11 protein-coding genes are annotated in these 20,578 nt (G+C 48.3%); 3 read left to right on the top strand and 8 right to left on the bottom strand.

The annotated features are described in order from the left end of the window. Positions 1–33: 33 nt before the first annotated feature. The gene (gene cmk / locus NQ544_RS01075; RefSeq protein WP_006847792.1) at positions 34–726 is read left to right on the top strand and encodes a (d)CMP kinase; all 693 of its coding nucleotides are present in this window, start codon (positions 34–36) and stop codon (positions 724–726) included. A 319-nt stretch (positions 727–1,045) separates the two neighbouring features. On the opposite strand, the gene NQ544_RS01070 is transcribed toward cmk, so the two are convergent. The 3 genes from NQ544_RS01070 to NQ544_RS01060 are packed head-to-tail and all read right to left on the bottom strand — an operon-like array spanning position 1,046 to position 8,523. Beyond that, positions 1,046–1,933 carry a 4-hydroxy-3-methylbut-2-enyl diphosphate reductase gene (locus tag NQ544_RS01070; RefSeq protein ID WP_040553215.1) on the bottom strand — a complete coding sequence of 296 codons (888 nt, stop codon included), beginning with the start codon at positions 1,931–1,933 and terminating at the stop codon, positions 1,046–1,048. A gap of 13 nt (positions 1,934–1,946) precedes the next feature. Continuing rightward, positions 1,947–3,011: a DUF1573 domain-containing protein gene (locus NQ544_RS01065; protein ID WP_006847794.1), complete on the bottom strand. Its 1,065-nt coding sequence runs from the start codon at positions 3,009–3,011 to the stop codon at positions 1,947–1,949. Between the two features lie 34 nt (positions 3,012–3,045). Further along, positions 3,046–8,523: an alpha-2-macroglobulin family protein gene (locus tag NQ544_RS01060; RefSeq protein WP_006847795.1), complete on the bottom strand. Its 5,478-nt coding sequence runs from the start codon at positions 8,521–8,523 to the stop codon at positions 3,046–3,048. A gap of 158 nt (positions 8,524–8,681) precedes the next feature. Between NQ544_RS01060 and NQ544_RS01055 the strand changes: the two genes are divergently transcribed. Further along, entirely contained in the window at positions 8,682–11,177 is a 2,496-nt protein-coding gene (locus NQ544_RS01055; protein ID WP_006847796.1) for a glycoside hydrolase family 94 protein, read from the top strand. Between the two features lie 822 nt (positions 11,178–11,999). Further along, positions 12,000–12,407: a hypothetical protein gene (locus tag NQ544_RS01050; protein WP_006847798.1), complete on the top strand. Its 408-nt coding sequence runs from the start codon at positions 12,000–12,002 to the stop codon at positions 12,405–12,407. 114 nt (positions 12,408–12,521) lie between these two features. Here the strand turns inward: NQ544_RS01050 and uxuA are convergent, their stop codons facing one another. The 5 genes from uxuA to NQ544_RS01025 form a co-directional block, all read right to left on the bottom strand. Then, complete coding sequence (gene uxuA / locus NQ544_RS01045) at positions 12,522–13,793, bottom strand: mannonate dehydratase (protein ID WP_006847799.1); 1,272 nt, start codon at positions 13,791–13,793, stop codon at positions 12,522–12,524. 33 nt (positions 13,794–13,826) lie between these two features. After that, the gene (locus NQ544_RS01040) at positions 13,827–15,416 is read right to left on the bottom strand and encodes a mannitol dehydrogenase family protein (RefSeq protein ID WP_006847800.1); all 1,590 of its coding nucleotides are present in this window, start codon (positions 15,414–15,416) and stop codon (positions 13,827–13,829) included. Between the two features lie 247 nt (positions 15,417–15,663). Then, the gene (locus NQ544_RS01035; RefSeq protein WP_006847801.1) at positions 15,664–16,980 is read right to left on the bottom strand and encodes a DNA recombination protein RmuC; all 1,317 of its coding nucleotides are present in this window, start codon (positions 16,978–16,980) and stop codon (positions 15,664–15,666) included. Positions 16,981–17,172: 192 nt separating this feature from the next. After that, complete coding sequence (locus tag NQ544_RS01030; RefSeq protein WP_006847802.1) at positions 17,173–19,491, bottom strand: glycoside hydrolase family 3 N-terminal domain-containing protein; 2,319 nt, start codon at positions 19,489–19,491, stop codon at positions 17,173–17,175. A gap of 52 nt (positions 19,492–19,543) precedes the next feature. Beyond that, positions 19,544–20,530, bottom strand: a complete 987-nt coding sequence (locus NQ544_RS01025) for a hypothetical protein (protein ID WP_228023612.1) — start codon at positions 20,528–20,530, stop codon at positions 19,544–19,546. Between the last annotated feature and the right edge of the window lie 48 nt (positions 20,531–20,578).

Raw genomic sequence — 20,578 nt, 5'->3', positions numbered from 1 at the left:
TGATAAATTATACATTAAAGTTAGTTCGAAATTATGAAGAAAATAACAATAGCAATAGACGGATACTCTTCTTGCGGTAAGAGTACGATGGCAAAGGATCTTGCCAAGGAAATAGGTTATGTTTATGTAGATACGGGCGCCATGTACCGCTCGGTAACCCTCTATGCGCTGCGTCATCAGCTCTTCGAAGCCGATGGAGCCGTAAAGACTGAAGAACTGCAGAAGGAGATGAAGAACATCAGCATCTCATTCAAGTTTAATGAAACAACCGGTCGCCCAGACTGCTATCTGAACGGCGAACTGGTAGAAAAGGAAATCCGTTCATTAGAGGTTTCCAACCACGTTAGTCCGATTGCCGCTGTTCCTTTCGTCAGAGAGGCGCTGGTAGAGCAGCAGAAGAAGATGGGCGAAGACAAGGGCATTGTGATGGATGGTCGCGATATAGGTACCACCGTGTTCCCTAATGCCGAACTGAAGATTTTCGTTACAGCCAGCTCACAGGTGAGAGCACAGCGCCGTTTCGATGAACTGAAGGAAAAAGGAATGCCAGCCGACTTCGATGCGATTCTGAAGAATGTAGGGGAGCGCGACTATATCGATACCCACCGCGAGACTTCCCCACTCAGAAAGGCTGATGATGCCATCACGCTCGACAACAGCAACATGACCATTCCTGAACAGAAGGCATGGCTGATGGAACAATATCAAAAAGCAATAGCAGAATAAGCTACAGAAAAGAGACTGCCGGGTTATTAATGCAAAAATACGTTAAATATACTACTTTTGCCGATAAATTTATTTTATTCGATGAAAAAGATTTGGAAAAAAAACTTCAATTTAGTATTTTTGCAACCATATTAACAAGGTAGTAATGATATAGATTATAAATTTTGAGTTAATTACTGTTTTTTGAAGGTGATAGGTCTTCGGGAGAAGATTTATCACCTGTTTTATTTTCAGACAGTTTATAAAAGATGCCCCCTTGCTACCGCAAAACGCGGTAACAAGTGGGTTAACAAACTAACAATCAACGCATTAACTCTTACTACAAAAGAGCAGAACTTTCCTTGATAATCTTATCCTTGCACTCTTCCATCAGCCACTTCGGCGTACTGGTAGCACCACAGATACCTACCGTTTCCACATCCTTGAACCAGTTCATATCTATTTCGTCGGCACTTTCTATCTGGTAGCTGTTGGCATTCACGCTCTTGCATTCCTTGAAAAGCACCTTACCGTTCGAACTCTTTCTACCACTCACAAAGAGGATGACATCATGCTTGCTGGCAAAGGCAGCGATGTTAGGCATGCGGTTAGCCACCTGACGGCAGATGGTATCGAAACTCTTGAAGACAGCGCCCTCAACAATATGCTCCTGGCAGTATTCGATGATGCGGTGGAACTCATCGAGACTCTTGGTAGTCTGGGAGTAAAGATAGATATCTTTAGAGAAATCCAGCTGACCGGTTTCCTTCAACTGCTTCACATCCTCAAACTTCTCTACCACGATGGCATGACTCTCCGTCTGTCCCACCAGTCCGAGCACCTCAGCATGGCCGTTCTTGCCGAAAATCACGATCTGTGCCTCCGGATTGTTGACATACTGCTTCTTGATGCGGCGCTGCAACTGGAGCACCACAGGACAGGTAGCATCGATGATTTCGATGTTGTTTCGCTCGGCAAGGGCATAAGTTTCAGGCGGTTCACCATGAGCACGGAGCAAGACCTTTACGCCCTGCAGTTCCTCCATCTGCTCATGGTCTATCGTGATGAGTCCCGCTTCATGCAGGCGCTCCACCTCCATACCGTTATGCACAATATCGCCCAGGCAGTAAAGTTTACCGCCCTTAGCCAACTCCTCTTCAGCTTTCTTGATGGCAGTGGTTACGCCAAAGCAGAACCCACTACCGTTATCTATTTCTATCTGCACGATATTCGTTTTTAATTCATTGTACATTAATCTTCACCACCACCTTAGCATGGTCAGGGTCATTCGTAATCATGAGGATACGAGGGTGTCTGACACGCGATTTCTTCAAGTCGGCAGCCACAGCCGTCACCTTCATCTTAACGGTCTCTCCTGGCTGAATCTTACTCTTCTTCAGGTTCACCTGCAAGCCCATCGTAAACATCTGCATGCTGCGGATATCCAGTTCCGACTTACCCTTATTGGTAATCAGAATCTCACCCTTCAGCTTCTTCTTTCCATTGAAACTACCCAGATTGAGATCGGTGGCAGACATCTCTATCTTCGGAGCCAGTGCCTTCTTGGCTGGAGTCATGTTCTCAAAACCAGGAAGAAGAACGGCTGATACCACGATTTCCTTCTCAGGCGCAATCCTATCGCCAGGACGCTCACCGAGATAAACCGATGTCTGGTTCAAGCCCAGGTCGCGCAGTTTCTTGGAATCCAGCACGAAACTGATTTCGGCAGAATGACGCGGAGCTACCTTGGAAGGCGATACGAAAGCATGAAGATAGGATGGCAGATGCATCACTACCGGCTCCAGTAATTCGTCGGTAGGATTGAAGATATGGATGCGCTGAACCGGACGGTCGCCACGGTTCACGTCATCAAACTCCACCTCCTGGGCATCACTCTTGATGACACCCAGCATCTCATCGTAAGAACCAGCGAAATCTACTACGCTGCCCACTACCTTTCCCCTCATAGAGAGGATGAACGGCTCTTCATCCGCATTGGTATAGAGGCAAACCTGCTTGGTGAAAGTACCCATCTGCTTGGCATCGTATACCGCCTTGATGACGAAACTTTCGCCGGCAGCAATGCTCGTCTTCGGATAATCTACCTCCGTACAACCGCAGCTTTTCAATACATTGTTGATAACCAACGGCTTGTGCCCGTCATTCTTCAGCATGAATTCGGCAGTTACAGGCTTGCGGAACACCACCTGTCCGCAGTCTACCACCTCGTGCTGGGTTGTAATCTTCTGTGCTGATGCAGGCAGTGCCAACAGCGCTGAGAGCATCCATATATTCATCCGTTTCATACTATTCTATTTTAAATTATCAATCTATAAACTATTAATTGTTAACTCTCAACTCATACGCCTCTGTGCGGCCACCAAACTCCGGACTGTAAGTACACTCAGCGGTGCAAGTTCCGCTTTGATAGTCGCCCTTTCTATCCACGTAATACTCCATTTCAACGATGTGCATACCTTTAGATAAACGATCGAAATAGAAATTTGTTGCATGATCTCTTGGAGAAACATAGCAGCCTATGCCCCACTGATAACCACTCTTCTGGTTAACCGGTTCCAGACATGCCGCACGCTTATCCGTAATCTGCACAAAGTCGTAGTCGCGGTCGGCGGTGATGAGGAGCGTTACCTTCACCTTCTCGCCTACCTTCGCCTGCGCCTTGCCCTTACCCTCAGATTCGGCTGGAACGATGACACGGCGAATCTTGATGCCCGACTCCATGGAACCGATTTCGCTGATAGGCTGCTTAAACTCTGCATAGACGGCTCCCCAGCTGGTATAATCGCTCTTTTTGTCGATGCTCAGCCTAGATGCCTTGCCCGGTCTTTCGGTCTTCACATAGCCCAAAGTAGTGGAATCCTGCGGCATCGGCAGCAGCTTTCCGTCCAGTTTCAGCACGGCATTCTCAGCCTTCCTGCTCCAGTTGCTCTCATTGCCCTTCATAAAGGCGTAAACGGCATCCACGGTGTTCACCGGCGTATCCCAAACCTGGGTGCGTTTCGACATCAGGAGCCAACGCTGCAGTTCCTCGATGGTCTGCTTGTCGTTCGGTTTCAGCATCTGCAACGCCTCTATCACGGATACCTGGGTAGGAATCTTATAGTTTCTCCAGCTGTAGAGTGCCTTGCGGGTATCGTAGTAGCGGCCCATCTCTTCGCGGTAAACGGCATATTCGTTCACGCTCTGCAGATATTCGCCTGCCTTCTCGCGGTAAGCAGCATTCTGCTGGCTGTTTCTGGCGAGAACCACGGCGGCACGCGCCTTGCCATAGATGGAGAAATCACCCGTCATCTTCGACATCTTTTCCAGCAGATAAGCCTTGTCAGATTCCAGATTCTGCTTCATCTTTCTGCCATCCATCGAAAGGATGTAGAGATAATGCAGCGCCTGTTCGCTAGGATTCACCTTCTGCTTTTTCTCCTCCTGCTTCTTCATTTCTCTTACTTCCTGTGCTGTCTGCCAGGAGAGATAATCGATGGCGGAAGTCAGCATCTTGGCGGTTGATTTCTGCACACCTGCGATGGCATTCAATCGAACCATCATTTCGGCTACCGATGTAGTCATATACCGGCTGCCCTTCATTCCCTTCCACCAGGAGAAGGAACCGTCAGCGTTCTGCAATTTCTTCAGCTTCTCCACCTGATTCTGCAAGCGGATGCTCTCCTGAGAGAGATTCTTCTGAGAATGATTATCCAAAGAGAGAGTCTTCTGGACATGGGTAGTGATGGTATTGGCGTAGATGGCAGACATCAGCGAGATGGCGTTCTCCTCATCCGGATTACTGATAGCTGGCAGCGCCTTCACCATCAGCCACCTAGGATTGTTGGTGTACTCGATGGTTACCTTTGCCTCTTCAGCTCCCTTCGCCTGCTTGCCCTCCTTGTTCAGGAAGAGTTTGCTCAGGTCGAAGTTCTGCTCACCCTTCTGATGCAGGGTGATAGGCAGGGTGTTCACCACGAGTTCACGGTTGCTCAAAACCGGCAGATAGTGCTGTTCACCATCGCTGTAGCCATTACCGGCAGCCACCACCTTATTAATATATACGCCTTCTTTCAGTCCCTGGACATCAAAGGAGATGGTAGCAAAGCCCTCGGCATCGATGCTGTAGTTCTGCGTCTTCTGCCAAACCACCTTGTTGGTCTCCGGGTCGAGAATCTGCATACGGGCGTTACCGCTCACCTTCTTGTCGGAAGTATTGAAGAGTTTCACCACGATGGTGCTCTTATCGCCCTCACGCAGGAAGCGAGGCATGTTAGGCTGCACCATCACGGTCTTCTGAGCCACAGCCTCATCCACCAGCAAACCGTTGCGCATCTCCTTGTCATGAGCCAAGCCCATGAACTTCCAGGTAGTCACGCTTTCCGGCAGGGTAAATCTGATGGCTACGTTGCCATTGTTGTCGCTCTCCAAGGCAGGATAGAAGAAGGCGGTCTCGTTCAGGTTTTCACGCACCTGCACATTGTCAAGGTACTGTCCTACGTCTGAGCCAGAACCACCTACAAACTGCGGCATCTCCTCTACTACATCAAAAACCTTGTTGGCAGATGGAGCAGCCGCTGCAACACGGGTCATCTTAGAGCCACGAATCCTTATGACTTTCGCTTCTTCCTGAACCAGCTCGTCTTTCTGTATACGAACAGACTCAACGGTTCCGCCAGAAGAACGTTCCAACTTGCTCAGCTCTACCGCTTGCATATAAGTATAATAGCTAAAGAATTTGCCATCAAACTTATCCACATCCAATTGCTTCTCATCATAATACTTGGTAGGATAAACACCATTCAAGTATAATGAACGGAAACTGAGGTTGTGCTTCCAGTAACAGTTTGGCAAACTCTGATAGAAGCCCAGGGAGAAATTCCAGGAATGCGGGGCTATCTGGTCGAGCGACTTGTCATAGAGTACGCTCATCAGCTGCGCCTTGGCTGGCTTGCCGTCAGGGGTGGTAATCCTCAGCGTCCACTCCTCCTTCTGTCCAGGGGTCAGACGGTTGCGGAAGGTTTTCCAGGCGATGTTCAGTTTCTTCTCAGGCAAAGGACGGGCGATGCTCATCATTCGGGTATAGCACTTGCCTTGCTTCACGAAACTATAGTTCAGTACGATGCCCGACGCATATTCCTCCTTGTAGGTGAAAGGCAGAGTCACGATACTGTCGCCCAACTCCCAGGCGCCCTTCTCCAGCAGTTTGTTGCCGGCGATGATGGAATATACGATGTGCGCTCCGTTCTCCGAAGAGCCCACCTGGATATAGACCGGCTTGCCATCACGAGGGAAGGTCTTCGCCGTCTGATAATACCATTCGGTAGTTGGCTCCACCGGATGGGTATCCTTCATACTGAAGAGCGTGAACTTCTGCTGCAGGGTATCCTGTCCGCAGATTGCCTCCAGCTGATGAACGCCAGATTTCCAAACAAAGGCAGAAGATGCAGAAGAAGCATATTCCTTGATAGAAACCGGTGCATTCGCCTCGGCATCCTTCCATTCGCCCTTATCAATTCGATATTTCAACCTGCTCGAAATCGGCATACCACTGGCATTGCGGTAAGCGAAGGTCACCGTCTTCAGACTGTCTGTCTCGATACGCTTAGGAAGATTCACCGTGAGGATGGTTGGCTTGGTGCCCAGAGGCAGACTCATCACACCCTCGTGGCTCTCACCGCTGATGTCGGTAACGATGGCTGAGACCTCGAAGTTGAAGAAACGGGCGATGCGCATGAAGTCGCTCATATCAGCCTCGTCTTTTCCTGACAAGGAAGCCTCTAGCGGAATCTCTACGTCGAAGGTTCCGTCCTCACGAGTCACGCAACTGTCAGTCTTCACCAACTGTCCGGTAGAGCCTGCGCCCCACCACCAGAGCTGGTTTCTGCGAGTCACCTGATACTCCACCTTGGCACCCTGCACAGGCACACCAGAGTAGGTCTTGGCTGTAGCCTTCACCACTACAGTATCGCCCCAGTTATATTTCTCGTTCACCTTCGGGAAGGTAATCTCGAAGGTTGGACGCTTGTACTCCTCCACTCTTACATATTTTGTTGCCGTACCGTTCACGGAGATGGAATACTGTCCTGTCTTTCCCTCCTTCGGGAGTTCGAAATCTACCGAAGCCGTACCATATTCATCGGTCGTAACCTTCTGTTCTGCCACCTGCTTCCAGTTGGCATCACTCAGGACAAACTTCAGTTCCATACTCTTTCCTGGCACGCTGGCATCCAACCCCTTCTTGACAGTATAGGAAATGGCTGAGGCATGTACCTTCTGACCCGGGCGATAGATGCTGCGGTCGGTATAAACCTGATATTTAGTCTCATTATCCTTCCGTTCGTAATAGCGGTCACGAGAAAGATAGATGCCCTTGGCAGGCGTAAACTTATCATTGCTGGTGGAAATCAAGATGTTTCCATCCACATTCTTGAAGTAAGCCTCTCCGTTCTCATCGGTCGTCAAGCGGGCATGAACCGTTCGTTTGTCCTTCTTCATGTTGAAACCATACCACTGGTCATAGAGTTCAATCTTAGCCCCGGCGATAGGCTGGCCATCAGTAGCATTCACCACTACGTAGCGATGCTTATCATCCGGCAACTGCTGGATCATCACCGCCAGATTGCTGACATAGAAGAGTTTGCGCTGCGGAGCTATGCCGGTATTATCCGAAGTTACCTCCATCAGATAGGCACCCAGCGGCAGATTGCCACCGATTTCGATGGAATCCTTCACCACTTGATAATCCGGACGACCATAGTAATTCCTGCTGTAATCCTTCTGATGCAGCTTCGTAGTCTTCTTCAGGAGCATCTTATAGGTAGCCTCATTCTGCGCATTATAATCGTTATCTGCCGTAATATTGAGGCGGGAGATGCTGATTTTCAGGTTCTGGAGATTGCGCACGTTCAGCTGTACCCACGCCTTCTCCCCAGGTCGCAATACCTGTGGCATATCCTTTACCCGGAACATCGGTTCGGTGAGTCGCTTCTGCGCATTTCTCAGTTCGTTCATTCTCGACCATCCACCCCAGCGGCTCAGCGCATAGTTGATATAGTTGAGCTTATCCTGCGGTTTGGCATCGGTAGCACCTTCCATGAAGCGGAAATGCTCCACGGCAAGTTCGCCTGCCTCCGGAATATCCTGATAAACCTGGATGAGCGAGTCGATGGTCTGCAGATACTTCGATTTCTTCACCTCTCTCACGTCGTCCTGGCGGTATTTCTCGATGAGCTTATAGGCACAGAGACAAGCCGCACCCCGATTGCCCACCTTATTATAATAGGTGTACAGCTGCAGATACGCCTCCTTGCTGTCTGCCGCGAATCCGATGAGATGCAGCAGATCGTTGTTAAAGGAACTGCCATCCACGCCCTTCAGTGTCAATGGAACATACTCTGTAGATGTATGTCGAGCAAGAAGTTCAGGCTGTTCCAAGGCCTTTTTGAAGAACTCCTGGCTTTTCTTTTCGTTCATATCACAGTACACCTTACCCAGCACGGCATATCTCACCGCCTTCAATGCAGGGTCGTTCACCTTCAGCACCTCTGCTTCCATCCGCTTTACGTTAGGCGTCAGCGAGTCAGCCGAAATCTCATTCCAGAGTGTCATCTGTCTTATCTCAGCCGCCAGCAGCTGCCCGTAATCTTTGGCAGCCGAAGCCTTGGCGATGATTTTCTTCATCACCGCGATTTCGCTCTTAGGCTGGTCCTTCTGAGCATTGATTTCAGCTTGCTTCCACAAGTTGTCGTATGTCTGAGCCGCTACCTGCATCGTAGCAAAGAGGGCTATCAGAAGTGATAAAATATTTCTTTTCATAAGCCAACTGTATAAAATGTTTATAGAATGATGATAATCATCAAACTTTTCATTGCAAAAATACAAAAAAAAACTGTTTTCTAACCCCGAAAGTGAAACTTTTTACTATCTTTGCACCAAAATCGTATATTTTACCAAGAAATAACATTTAAAAAACAATGGCAGAAAAAAAGTATGGTCATTTTGATGACGCCAATCGCGAATACGTGATTACTGACCCAAAGACCCCATGGCCTTGGATCAATTATTTGGGTAATGAGGATTTCTTCTCGCTCATCTCAAACACAGCAGGTGGTTATTCCTTCTACAAGGATGCCAAGTTCCGTCGCATCACCCGTTATCGCTACAATGGTGTGCCAATGGATAATGGCGGTCGCTATTTCTATATCAAAGATGGCGATACCGTATGGAACCCGGGATGGAAACCTTGCAAGACACCGCTCGACAGCTACGAATGCCGCCACGGCATGAACTATACCCGCATCACGGGCAGCAAGAACGGCGTGGAGGCGAGTGTGCTCTTCTTCGTTCCGCTCCATACATGGGCTGAGGTGCAGAAGATGACGCTGAAGAACCAGACTGAGGAGGAGAAGACCCTCAAGGTGTTCTCCTTTGCAGAGTGGTGCCTCTGGAATGCTGCTACCGACATGGAGAACTTCCAGCGCAACTTCTCAACGGGCGAGGTGGAGGTAGAGGGTTCTACTATCTATCACAAGACCGAATACCGCGAGCGCCGCAACCACTATGCTTTCTATACAGTGAATACCGAGATTCAGGGCTACGATACCGACCGCGAGAGCTTCATCGGACTCTACAACGAGTTTGCCGAGCCTGAGGCTGTGATGGAAGGCAAGCCACGCAACAGCTTTGCCCACGGCTGGAGCCCTATCGCATCTCATTATATCGAGGTTACCCTGCAGCCAGGCGAGAGCCGCGACCTCATCTTCCTGCTGGGCTATGTGGAGAACGAACAGGACAAGAAGTTCAGCGCCAAGAAGGTAATCAACAAGGAGAAGGCTCATCAGCTTATCGCCAAGTTTGATACCACAGAAAAGGTGGATGCTGCCTTCGCAGAACTCAACCAGTACTGGGATAACCTACTGAACATCTTCACCGTGAAGAGCGGCAACGACAAGTTAGACCGCATGGTGAACATCTGGAACCAGTATCAGTGCATGATCACCTTCTGTATGTCGCGTTCGGCAAGTTTCTTCGAGAGCGGCATCGGTCGAGGCATGGGCTTCCGCGATTCCAACCAGGACCTCGTAGGTTTCGTTCATCAGATACCTACCCGTGCCCGCCAGCGCATCATCGATATCGCCAGCACCCAGTTCCCTGACGGTGGCTGCTACCACCAGTATCAGCCACTCACCAAACGTGGCAACAACGATATCGGTGGCGGTTTCAACGACGACCCTTGCTGGCTCATCTTCGGTACCGTAGCCTATATCAAGGAGACGGGCGACTTCTCTATCCTCGCTGAGCAGGTGCCTTTCGACAACCAGCCAGGCACAGAAGTAAGCCTCTTCGAGCACCTCAAGATTTCGATGAACCATGTTATCAACAACCTGGGTCCGCACAAGTTGCCACTCATCGGAAGAGCCGACTGGAACGACTGTCTGAACCTAAACTGCTTCTCCTGGGACCCTAACGAGAGTTTCCAGACCACCGAAAACAAGGGCGAAGGAAGCAAGGCAGAGAGTCTGATGATAGCCGGTCTGTTCGTTGTTACCGGCAAGGATTATGTGGCTCTGTGCAAGCAGCTTGCCAAGGAAGCTATGGAAAGCAAGGAGGGCGAAATAGCCGGTCTTGCAGAGGAAGATTATTTGACAGAAGCTGAGCGCATGCAGCAGGCTGTAGATGAGATGAACGAGGCTGTAAAGCAGCATGGATGGGATGGTGAATGGTTCCTCCGCGCTTACGATTTCTTCGGCAACAAGATTGGTAGTGATGAGAACGAGGAAGGCAAAATCTTCATCGAGAGCCAGGGCTGGTGTACGATGGCTGGTATCGGTCTGGAAGAAGGACTCTGCGATATAGCACTGGACAGCAGTAAGAAACGACTGGAATGCGAGCACGGACTGGTGCTGAACAATCCAGCCTACACTACCTATCATGTAGAAATGGGTGAGATTTCTTCTTATCCTGAAGGCTACAAGGAGAACGCCGGTATCTTCTGCCACAACAATCCTTGGGTCATCATCGGAGAGACTGTAGCCGGTCGAGGCAACGATGCCTGGAGCCATTATACCAAGATTCTGCCTAGCTATGTAGAGGAAAAATATCAGACACTTCACAAGGTAGAGCCTTACGTAAACTGCCAGATGGTAGCCGGTAAGGATGCAGCCAAACCGGGCGAAGGAAAGAACTCCTGGCTCACCGGTACAGCGGCATGGATGTGGTATACTGTATCAGAATTCATCCTCGGCATCAAGCCAGATTATGAAGGTTTGCTCATCGATCCTTGTCTCCCAAGTACCGCTAAGGAGTATGAGGTAACCCGCAAGTTCCGTGGTGGCGAATACCATATCACAGTAAAGAATCCTAGCGGAAACCAGAAGGGTGTGAAGCAGATTACAGTGGATGGCACTCCTATCTCAGGCACCATCATTCCTTGCTCTCAAGGCAAGCATGAAGTAGTGGTTGAGATGTAAATCAGCCAAATCTCATCAAGTTACGATTTGAAAGTTCAATGTAACGAAATTCTTTTTCATACCCATACGTTGTGTTTCACGACGTATGGGTATCACAATAAACACTTGACCCCTTATTTCAGGGGGTCAAGTATTTTATTTATCTGATAATCTGATACTTAAATTTTAACATAAGCACCTATTCAACAGTATCAAGAGTAAGATTCTAAGTCTCTATCATTGACTCAGTTCCTCAGTTCCTCAGTTTTTTTCTAGGGGTATATAGCCCTTATAGTTCAAAGTTGTTTTAAATTGTTATATATTATATATATAATAAACTTCTAAATAAAGGAAAAAGTGAAGGGTCAGAGAAAAACTGAGGAACTGAGTCATTGCTGTAAAAACATCACAACCCTCATAAACACCTGATTTACTGCTTAACTCTATACTTTAAGAGAACAAAGCTATGAGTTGCTACCCGTAAAACTATGAGTTGTCACCTGCAAAACTATGAGTAAGGAAGTTTAACTACTTTCAATCTGAAAGCATAGTTCAAACATTTCCTTATCACACCCCCAATTTTTGCAGTATCAGAGAAAAGTTGTATCTTTGCACGGAATTCCATCCATATCATCCATACCTTCCAACTCCTTCCATAGCGCTCCTTCCATGCCATCCCCACAACTCCTTCCGCCCAACTCAGCACGCGTCTCTCCATCCGAAGTATTAAAAGGAAAAAGATAAAAAAGGTATGGCTTTTCGAGTTATTTTTTGTACTTTTGCAGCCGATAACGCATTTTGCGAACAAAACAGGATTCTTTAAAGAAAAGAAAGGAAATAACAATGAAGAAAATATTATACTTTGTGGCAGCCCTGGCTGCTGCATCCTTTATCACTACGATGGGTACCAGCTGCAAGTTTGCACCCGACCAGCATGACGGCGACACGGTAGCTGCCAGCGAGTTTTACCCGATAGATACCTCTGCGGCTCATGCCAAGAAGATGGCGAAGATTGCAGCCATCAAGAACGGAAAAGACAGTGTAGGCATCTATTATGTGGGCAGCAATTCTACCAAAGACCTCATCGAGCTCGTATCCTATCCTTCACGCCGCGACACGATGATGTACAGCAAGACCCGACACATAAAGGTGAAGGGCAATGCCGACATCAACCACGTGGTTCGTGTAGACTTCTATCTGCATAACGGCAAGGATTCGCTGGTGAAGTATGTAGAGGAGGTGGTGCTTTAGCCAATAACCAAAAAAATCAGCACAAAAAGGCTAGCATGCAAAAACGCACGCTAGCCTTTTTCGTATTTTATCTAACCTGAATTTCAAATCACTTAATAGCCTATAAACTATCAACTAATCATAGAATCCCGGCTGCTTATACTCAATGCCCAGTTCATCATCTACTGTTGCGATGACACCCTGAATCTGACCCATGGCAAACATACGGCCAAGGAGAGTGTAACCGGCATTGTGACCATGATTGCTCTCATCGAATACGCCACCCGGCTCATCAGTGAAGGTCATACCGTGGTCTACTCGCATAGGCAAACGACGACCGGAATTGCACTTGCCTTCCTGCTCAGCCTTCTCGAAGATGCGGCAAAGTTCTATCAGATGGCCGCGACCACCCAAGTGAGAAGCCTCTGTAAAGTTGCCGTTAGGGAAAATGTAGCAGGAACGCAGATGAACAAAATGAGTGCGGTCGGCAAACTGCTTAGCCATTGCCACACAGTCGTTGTGCTCGCCGGCAGAGAATGAACCTGCACAGAAAGTCAAACCATTGTGCTTGTTTGGCACTGCATCCAACATCCACTGGATATCCTCGGCACGACCGATGATTCTTGGCAAACCGAATACAGGATAAGGAGGATCGTCTGGGTGAACACACATGTTGATATCGTACTCATCGCAGATAGGCATGATAGCCTCCAGCCAATACTTCATGTTCTCCTGCAACTTCTTCTTGTCGATGCCATCATAAAGCTTCAAGAGGTCGCGGAACTTCTGAACAGGAGCAGAATCGCCCTCGCTGAAGTTACCCGATACGAAACCCTGGGTCTTGATGATGATATTCTCTACCAAGGCATGATCCTGCTCTGGTGTAGAAGTCTTCTTGATTTCATCAGCCTCAGCCACGAGGTCTCTGCCCCACTTGTGCTCCTTAGAGAACTCAGCCCAATCCTCACGAGCGCCTTCACGCTGCAGGATATAGATATCGAAGTAGGCAAACTCGCCCCAGTTCATATAGAGGTTGTTGGCTCCGTTAGGATTGTCGTGAGACAAATCGGTACGAGCCCAGTCCAAGACTGGCATAAAGTTGTAGCAGATGCACTTGATGCCTTCCTCGCCCAGGTTACGGAGACTTTCCTTGTAAACCTCAATCTGATGGTCACGGTCTGGACCGCCATATTTCAGGGTTTCAACCACAGGCAAAGACTCTACCACGCTCCATTTCATACCATAAGACTCGATGTACTCCTTGAGTTCATGAATCTTCTCGCGTGTCCAAACCTCGCCCAGAGGAACATCGTGCAATGCGGTAACAATGCCCTCAACACCAATCTGCTTCAACTGTGCAAGTGTAATCTTATCTTTCTTGCCAAACCAGCGCCATGTTCTTTCCATATATATATTATAATGTATAAGTTTAAAAATGAATTATCTTGCAGAAACATATTTATGCAATGTCGCTCTTACAGCACCCTTGCCGGCGAAGAGTTCCTTCACCATGCCCTCAATCTGCTCACCGAAGCCAGCCTCGTAGAGATCGAGACCGAATACATCCTTGCGGGAATAGAGGTTCTTCAGGCAAGAATAGTCCTGATCAGCCTTGCCTACCTCCAGAGGAGCTACGATAGCCTGAAGCTCAGCCAACAATGGGTCAGAAGATGGCTCGAATGGCTTCAGGTTATCATCCAATGCCTTGAGATAACGGGCATAACCTGCCAATACCAAAGGAATCAACACGAGATTGCTCTTGTCGAGACCACGGTCGATATACTTCTTGATGGTCTCACCGAAACGGATAGAGAGCTTCTGACTGGTATCGGTAGCGATGCGCTGAGGAGCATCTGGCATGAACGGGTTAGGCAGACGCTTGTTGATAACGGTGCCGATAAACTCGTATGGGTTCAATACACCTGGATCTGTAACCACTGGCATCGCCTCGATGTAACCGATCTTCTGGATGAAGGCACGAAGGTCCTCATCAGCCATCTCGGCAGAAATCAAGGTATAGTCGAGCATGCAGCCATAGATAGACATCGCTGTATGGAGAGGGTTCAGACAGGTGGTTACCTTCATGGTCTCAACCTCATCCACGGTCTTGCGAGTGGTATAGAGCGCACCGCCCAACTCCAATGGCGGACGACCGTTGGTATAAGTATCCTCGCAAACAAGATACTGCACTTCCTCAGCATTTACGAAAGGAGCGGTGAAGGTATGCTTCTCGGTGATAATCGTATTGTTATCCTCGAAACCATCCTCAGCGAGCATCGCCTGTACCTTCTCGTGTGGACGAGGAGTAATCTTATCAATCATAGACCAAGGATAGGTAATCTTGCTGCTGTCATTGATATAATCTACGAAACCAGCCTCTACGATACCAGCCTGTGCCCAACGCTCAGCATAAGCCTTTACGCCAGCCTTAACATGGTCGCCATTGTGAGAACAGTTGTCGGTAGACTGAAGAGTAAGTGGCAACTTGCCTGCCTTATAACGCTCATAGAGAAGAGCGGTAAGCTTACCCATAGCAAATACAGCATCAAGACCACGTGACAAATCGGCATCATTATAAGAATATCCCTTCTCTGTGATGGTGAAAGTTACCATCTGCAGACTTGGAGCCTGGAAAATCTGGACCAGACGCGCCCAGTCCTCACCAAACTGTTTATCCGCCTTGAGGCTTTCTGTGATAGAAGCGATGACCTTCTTCTCGATGGTTCCGTTGCTCTGGAGGCTTACGAGAAGAGAGAGATTATTGTAAGGGCGATAAGCCTTGTCGATAATTTCGTAGTCGAAGCTTTCAGCAACAATAACACCACGATCGTACTTGCCGGTGTTAAGTGCATCGTTAAGGATGGCTGCCGGGAACGCACGGAAGATGTTACCTGCACCAAAGTGAACCCAAGTAGGCTCGTCGTGAGTCTTCTTAGCTACGGCTGCGATGTCATACTTAGGAAGCTCATAACCCTTAGCTTCCCATTCTGCAGCATTAAAGCTGTCTGAAAGAATTTCGTTCAGTTTCATGATTAATAATTATTGATGTTGTTTTATGTAAATTTTTACCTTTTTATAATCAATACAATGATTTCTTTTCTGTTGAGTCGGGGCAAAATTACGAATTTAATCTGAAATACCGCTCCTTTTTAGAGATTATTTCAAAATATTGAACAATTAGAAACTTAAATTGAACAATTAGAAATGTTACGGTAACTAAAAAAATACTTTTCGCCCCGTTTCCCTTTTTACCGGTAGTAGACTATTTGTATACACTTTACAGATTATCCAGTTCCTTGATCTGCTTTTTCGGTGTTACTCCAAGTCCCTTCAGGCTCTCTACCCTTCTCATCACATTGCCGGTGCCGTCATAGAGTTGCTTCTTAGCCTTATCAAAAGTACCCGAAAGGCGGGTTATCAGATCACCCACACTCATAAAGGTATCTTCGAAGCCTGCTACCTTATCATACAAGTCAGCAGCCGTCTTCACGATTTTCTCCACATTCTTGTTCTGCCGGTCGTACTGCCAGAGATTATAGGCAAGCTGCAACGCCATGAGCAGATTGCTTGGTGAGATGATGATAATCTTCTTCTGATAAGCATAACGGCTGAGATCAGGCTGCTGCTTCATCGCTGCGATATAGCTGGTTTCGTTAGGGATGAACATCAGTACGAAGCCGATGGCATCATCCACCAGTTTGGAATAGTCTTTGGCTGCCAGTTCATCGATGTGCTTTCGTACGCTCAGCGCATGCGCCTTCATCAGGCGTTCCTGTTCAGCCTCATCTTCAGCTGCCAGAGCATCGGAATAGGCGGTAAGCGAAACCTTGGAATCGATGACCACACTTCTGCCTTCCGGGAATCGGACGATGACATCCGGACGATAGTTCTTTCCCTCTTCATCTTTCGTATACTCCTGAATGAAGAATTCCTCATTTTTACGAAGTCCGCTGTTCTCCAGGATGGTTTCCAGCACCATCTCGCCCCAGTCGCCCTGCATCTTGCTGTCGCCCTTCAATGCCTTGGTCAGGTTGGCAGCATCGGAGCCAATCTTCTCGGTCTGCTCCTTCAGGTTCAGAACAGCCTGCTGCTGTTCCTGCTGGAAGAGTTTCATCGTTGCCTCGAAGGTGTTCTGCAGTTCCTTCTTGTTCACCTCGTTCTGGGTTTTGCTCTCCTCTACCGATTTCTTGAAATCAGCAAACTGTTCCTTGATAGGTTTCAGGAGTTCATCCATCTGCAGACGGTTGTTTTCCTGCAGAGCCGACTGCTTGGCAGCCAACTGCTCAGCTGCCACCTTCTGCTGTTCTATCGTCATTCGCTGCATTTCCTGCTTCAGACTCTCGAGTTTCTGTGCCCACTGCTGGTCGCTTTCCGCCCTGAGTTTCGCCGCATACAGCCGCTCGTTCTCCATTTGAGATTTCATTGATTGAACCTCAGAAGCATGATGCAGTTTTATCTGTTCGATGTTAGCCGCCAGCACCTGAGCCTTCGCTACGAGCTGGGTTTTCTCCTCTCCCGCACTTTTTGCTTCCATCAGTTTCCCCACGAAGAATCCGATGGCAAGCCCTATGATGATTCCAATTACTATTTCCATTTATCCTTGTTTTGAATGATTCTGTAAATCTGCAAAAATTATGATTTGCAAAAGTAATCATTTCAAGACATACCACCAAACATCATGGGGGATTCTTGTAGATATTTAACTCTTCTGCATTTTACTATGCAAACAAAAAGAGCGCACCACTCTTGGCACGCTCTTTTCTTTAAATCATCTTTTAAATATACATTATCGGTTGGCAGTAGACCACTGATAAGTATCAGTGCAATGGATATCGGCACTCTGGTCGGCAATCATCAATTTGAAGTCGCCTTCCTCCAATCTCCATTTGCCATTCCAACCTACGAAGGCCAAATCGTCTGCCTTTAATTCAAATGTCATGGTCTTGGTCTCACCAGGCTGAAGTTCCACCTTGTCGAAGGCACGGAGACGACGGCCATCAGGCACCATACTAGCGATGAGATCGCTACTGAACAGGAGGACACTCTCCTTGCCTGCCACCTTTCCCGTATTCTTCACATCCACGCTCACCTTGATGATGTCGCCGTGGCGGAAATCAGACTGAGAAACCTTCAGGTTGCTATATTTGTAAGTGGTATAACTCAAACCATATCCGAAGCCCCACTGCTGGGTAATCTTCGCATTGTAGTCGTAAGCACCTTCCATCGTACCCACCTCCTCACTCTTCTTGAAGTCATAGTTGACGAGCGAATTGATTTCCTTAGGATAGGTGTAAGGCATCTTGCCACTGAAGTTTGACTTGCCCGATACCAGGTTTGCCAAAGCATCGCCGCCCATGTTGCCAGGGATAAGGATGTTGATGATGCCCTGTGCCAATGGTTCGATGTCAGCGATGAGACGAGGACGACCTTCATTCAGCACCAAGATGACAGGCTTGCCTGTCTGAGCCAAAGCCTTGACCAGATTACGCTGGTTCTCTGAGAGCCAAAGGTCGGTCAGGTTGCCCGGAGTCTCTGTATAGGAGTTCTCGCCAATGCAAGCCACGATGACGTCGGCATCCTTCGCTGCAGCCACTGCCCCCTGAATTTGAGGTTCGTTCTCCTCCCAGTATTTTCCCTTCTCATTATAGGTAACACCCTGGTTCAAGATAACATTCTCCTTGCCATACTCATTACAGAATGCCTCATAGATGGTATTGTACTTGCCGGCAAACTCATCGGCACGATGCCCCTGCCAGGTATAGCTCCATCCACCATCCAGGCAACGCATCTGATTGGCATTAGGACCTGTAAGGAGAATCTTCTTGCCATGCTGCAAAGGAAGGATATTACCCTCGTTCTTCAGGAGCACCATACTCTCGGTAGCTCCCTCCAAGGCGAGCTTGGCAAACTCCTCACCACCAAACTTAGGATAATTCTTCAGTTTCTGGGTTGGGTTCTTGAAGAGGTCGAGACGGTACTTCATGCGAAGCACACGGCGACAGGCATCGTCGATGCGACTCAGCGGAATCTTACCTTCCTTCACCAGTTCTACAAGATAACCACAAGCATCGCAAGAATAAGGTTCCATAATCATATCGATACCGGCATTGATGGCGATGCGGAGCGCATCCTTCTTGTCCTTTGCCACCATCTCACGAGTATAGAGATTGTTGATGTCTGCCCAGTCGGTGATGAGCACACCATCCCATCCTGTCTCTTCCTTCAGCCATCCTGTCAGGATGTCCTTGTTGGCATGCATCGGCATACCATTGACGGAAGCGGAATTCACCATCACGGTTAAGGCTCCAGCCTGCAGACCCGCCAGGAAAGGAGCGAAGTGCTTCTCTCGCAAGTCGGCTGGAGAGATATAGGCTGGCGTACGGTCTTTACCGGTCCAAGGCACACCATAGCCCATGAAGTGCTTCATTGAAGTGGCAATGTGATACTGGTCGATGTTGTTTGGGTCCTCGCCCTGGAAACCATAGACCATCGCCTTGCCCATCTCAGAACTGAGGTAGCAATCCTCGCCAAAGTTCTCCCAGATGCGAGGCCAACGGGCATCACGACCGAGATCAACGGTAGGACTGTAAGTCCAAGGTATGCTCACCGCACGAGTCTCATAAGCGGTAGCCTCAGCCGAACGGCGAGCAATCTCACGATTGAAGGTGGCAGCCACATTGATGTTCTGCGGGAAGAGGGTTCCGCCCTGTGTATAAGTAGAACCGTGGTTCTGGTCGAGACCGAAGACACAAGGGATGCCGATGCGCTTCATCGAGATCTTCTGGATTTGCGCAATGTACTTCTCCCACTGCTTGGCGGTTGGTGCGCAGGTATTTGGAGCGTTGAGGATAGAGCCAATCTTATAGCGGGAAAGGATAGAATCGGTCTTGTGCTCGTCGATATAGAACACACCGTTCTTGTCGTTGGCACCAAAGAGGTCGGTCACCAATTCCATCATCTGACCTATCTTTTCCTCCAAGGTGAGTTTCTTCAGGGTTTGTTCTACCTGAGCCTCAATCTTAGGGTCGCTCTTGATAACCGGAACATTGGCACTGGCTGTATAAGCCAATGCCAACAATGAAATAGATAATAAAATTTTCTTCATAAACAGTAAAGGTTTGACGTTTTATGATAAAAACGGAAATCTTTCTAATATGTTATTCAATAGTTACTTTCTTTACGGTGTAACCATCACCCACGAGGAGGAAACCATTCTGCTCTGTCAAGAGTTGGATAGAGAGGTCGGTCAGTTCAAACTCCCATGTAGCAGGACCAGTCACCATGAAGTCATTACGATCAGGGTCGCCCTTACCAGTAAGGATGTTGTTCCACCAAGCTGTGGTAGCGGTACCCTGGCCATTTCCATCCACATAAACACGGAGGATAGTACCCGCCTTCACCTTTGAGAGGAAGGTATCCTTCAAGGCCTCGAAAGGAGTGCCCCATGTTACAGAGAACTCACCTTCCCAGAGGGTATTCTCCATAGATGGGCGAGCCTCGGTGGTTACCTTGATGATTCCGCCAGAGAACTGGTTGCCCTCACCATCTACCAAAGTGATATCATAGTCACCATTCTCCAAACCTGTAGGAGCTGTGAGCTTCAAGGCTGTGCCCTCTTCGAGAACCTCGAAGACTACTTCCTTGCCACCTACCATTACTTTAGTTACTGTACCGAGATTCTTGCACTTATGGATAGTGGTCTCAGCACCTGGAGCTACCCAAAGCTCGATGGCATTGGTACCCAGGGCTGGATCATCGGCAGCAGGAGTCACGGTAACTTTCAAGGTGCGGGATGTGCTCTTGCCCTTGGTGGTGGTTGCCACAATCTTCAAAGTATGATTGCCCACTGGCAAAGTCTGGTCGATGGTTGTACCCTCAGCAATCTGAGTATCATCCAAGAGCCATGTCACAGTGGTGTAGTGAACAGGAGTGACTTTAATTTCCAAGTTCAATTTGGTCTTGCGATCCAACTTCTGGTCAGCCAAGTCGGTGTTCAAGATACGAGGATCGTCATCTTCTGATACGGTGAAGAAAGGATCGTCGTCAGAGGAACAAGAAGACAGTGTAGCAGTGCCTGCGAGTGCGAAGCTAATGGCGAAAAGCATCATCCATGACTTCAACACCTTACCCATATATTGATTCATTATCTTTTTCATCTTAATAATATTTATTCATAAAGGCGTCAGCCCCTA

The organism is Segatella copri DSM 18205 (genome assembly GCF_025151535.1).
GTDB lineage: Bacteria > Bacteroidota > Bacteroidia > Bacteroidales > Bacteroidaceae > Prevotella > Prevotella copri.
The sequence above is the reverse complement of the archived record's forward strand: the minus strand, read 5'-3'. Positions and strand labels throughout refer to the sequence as shown.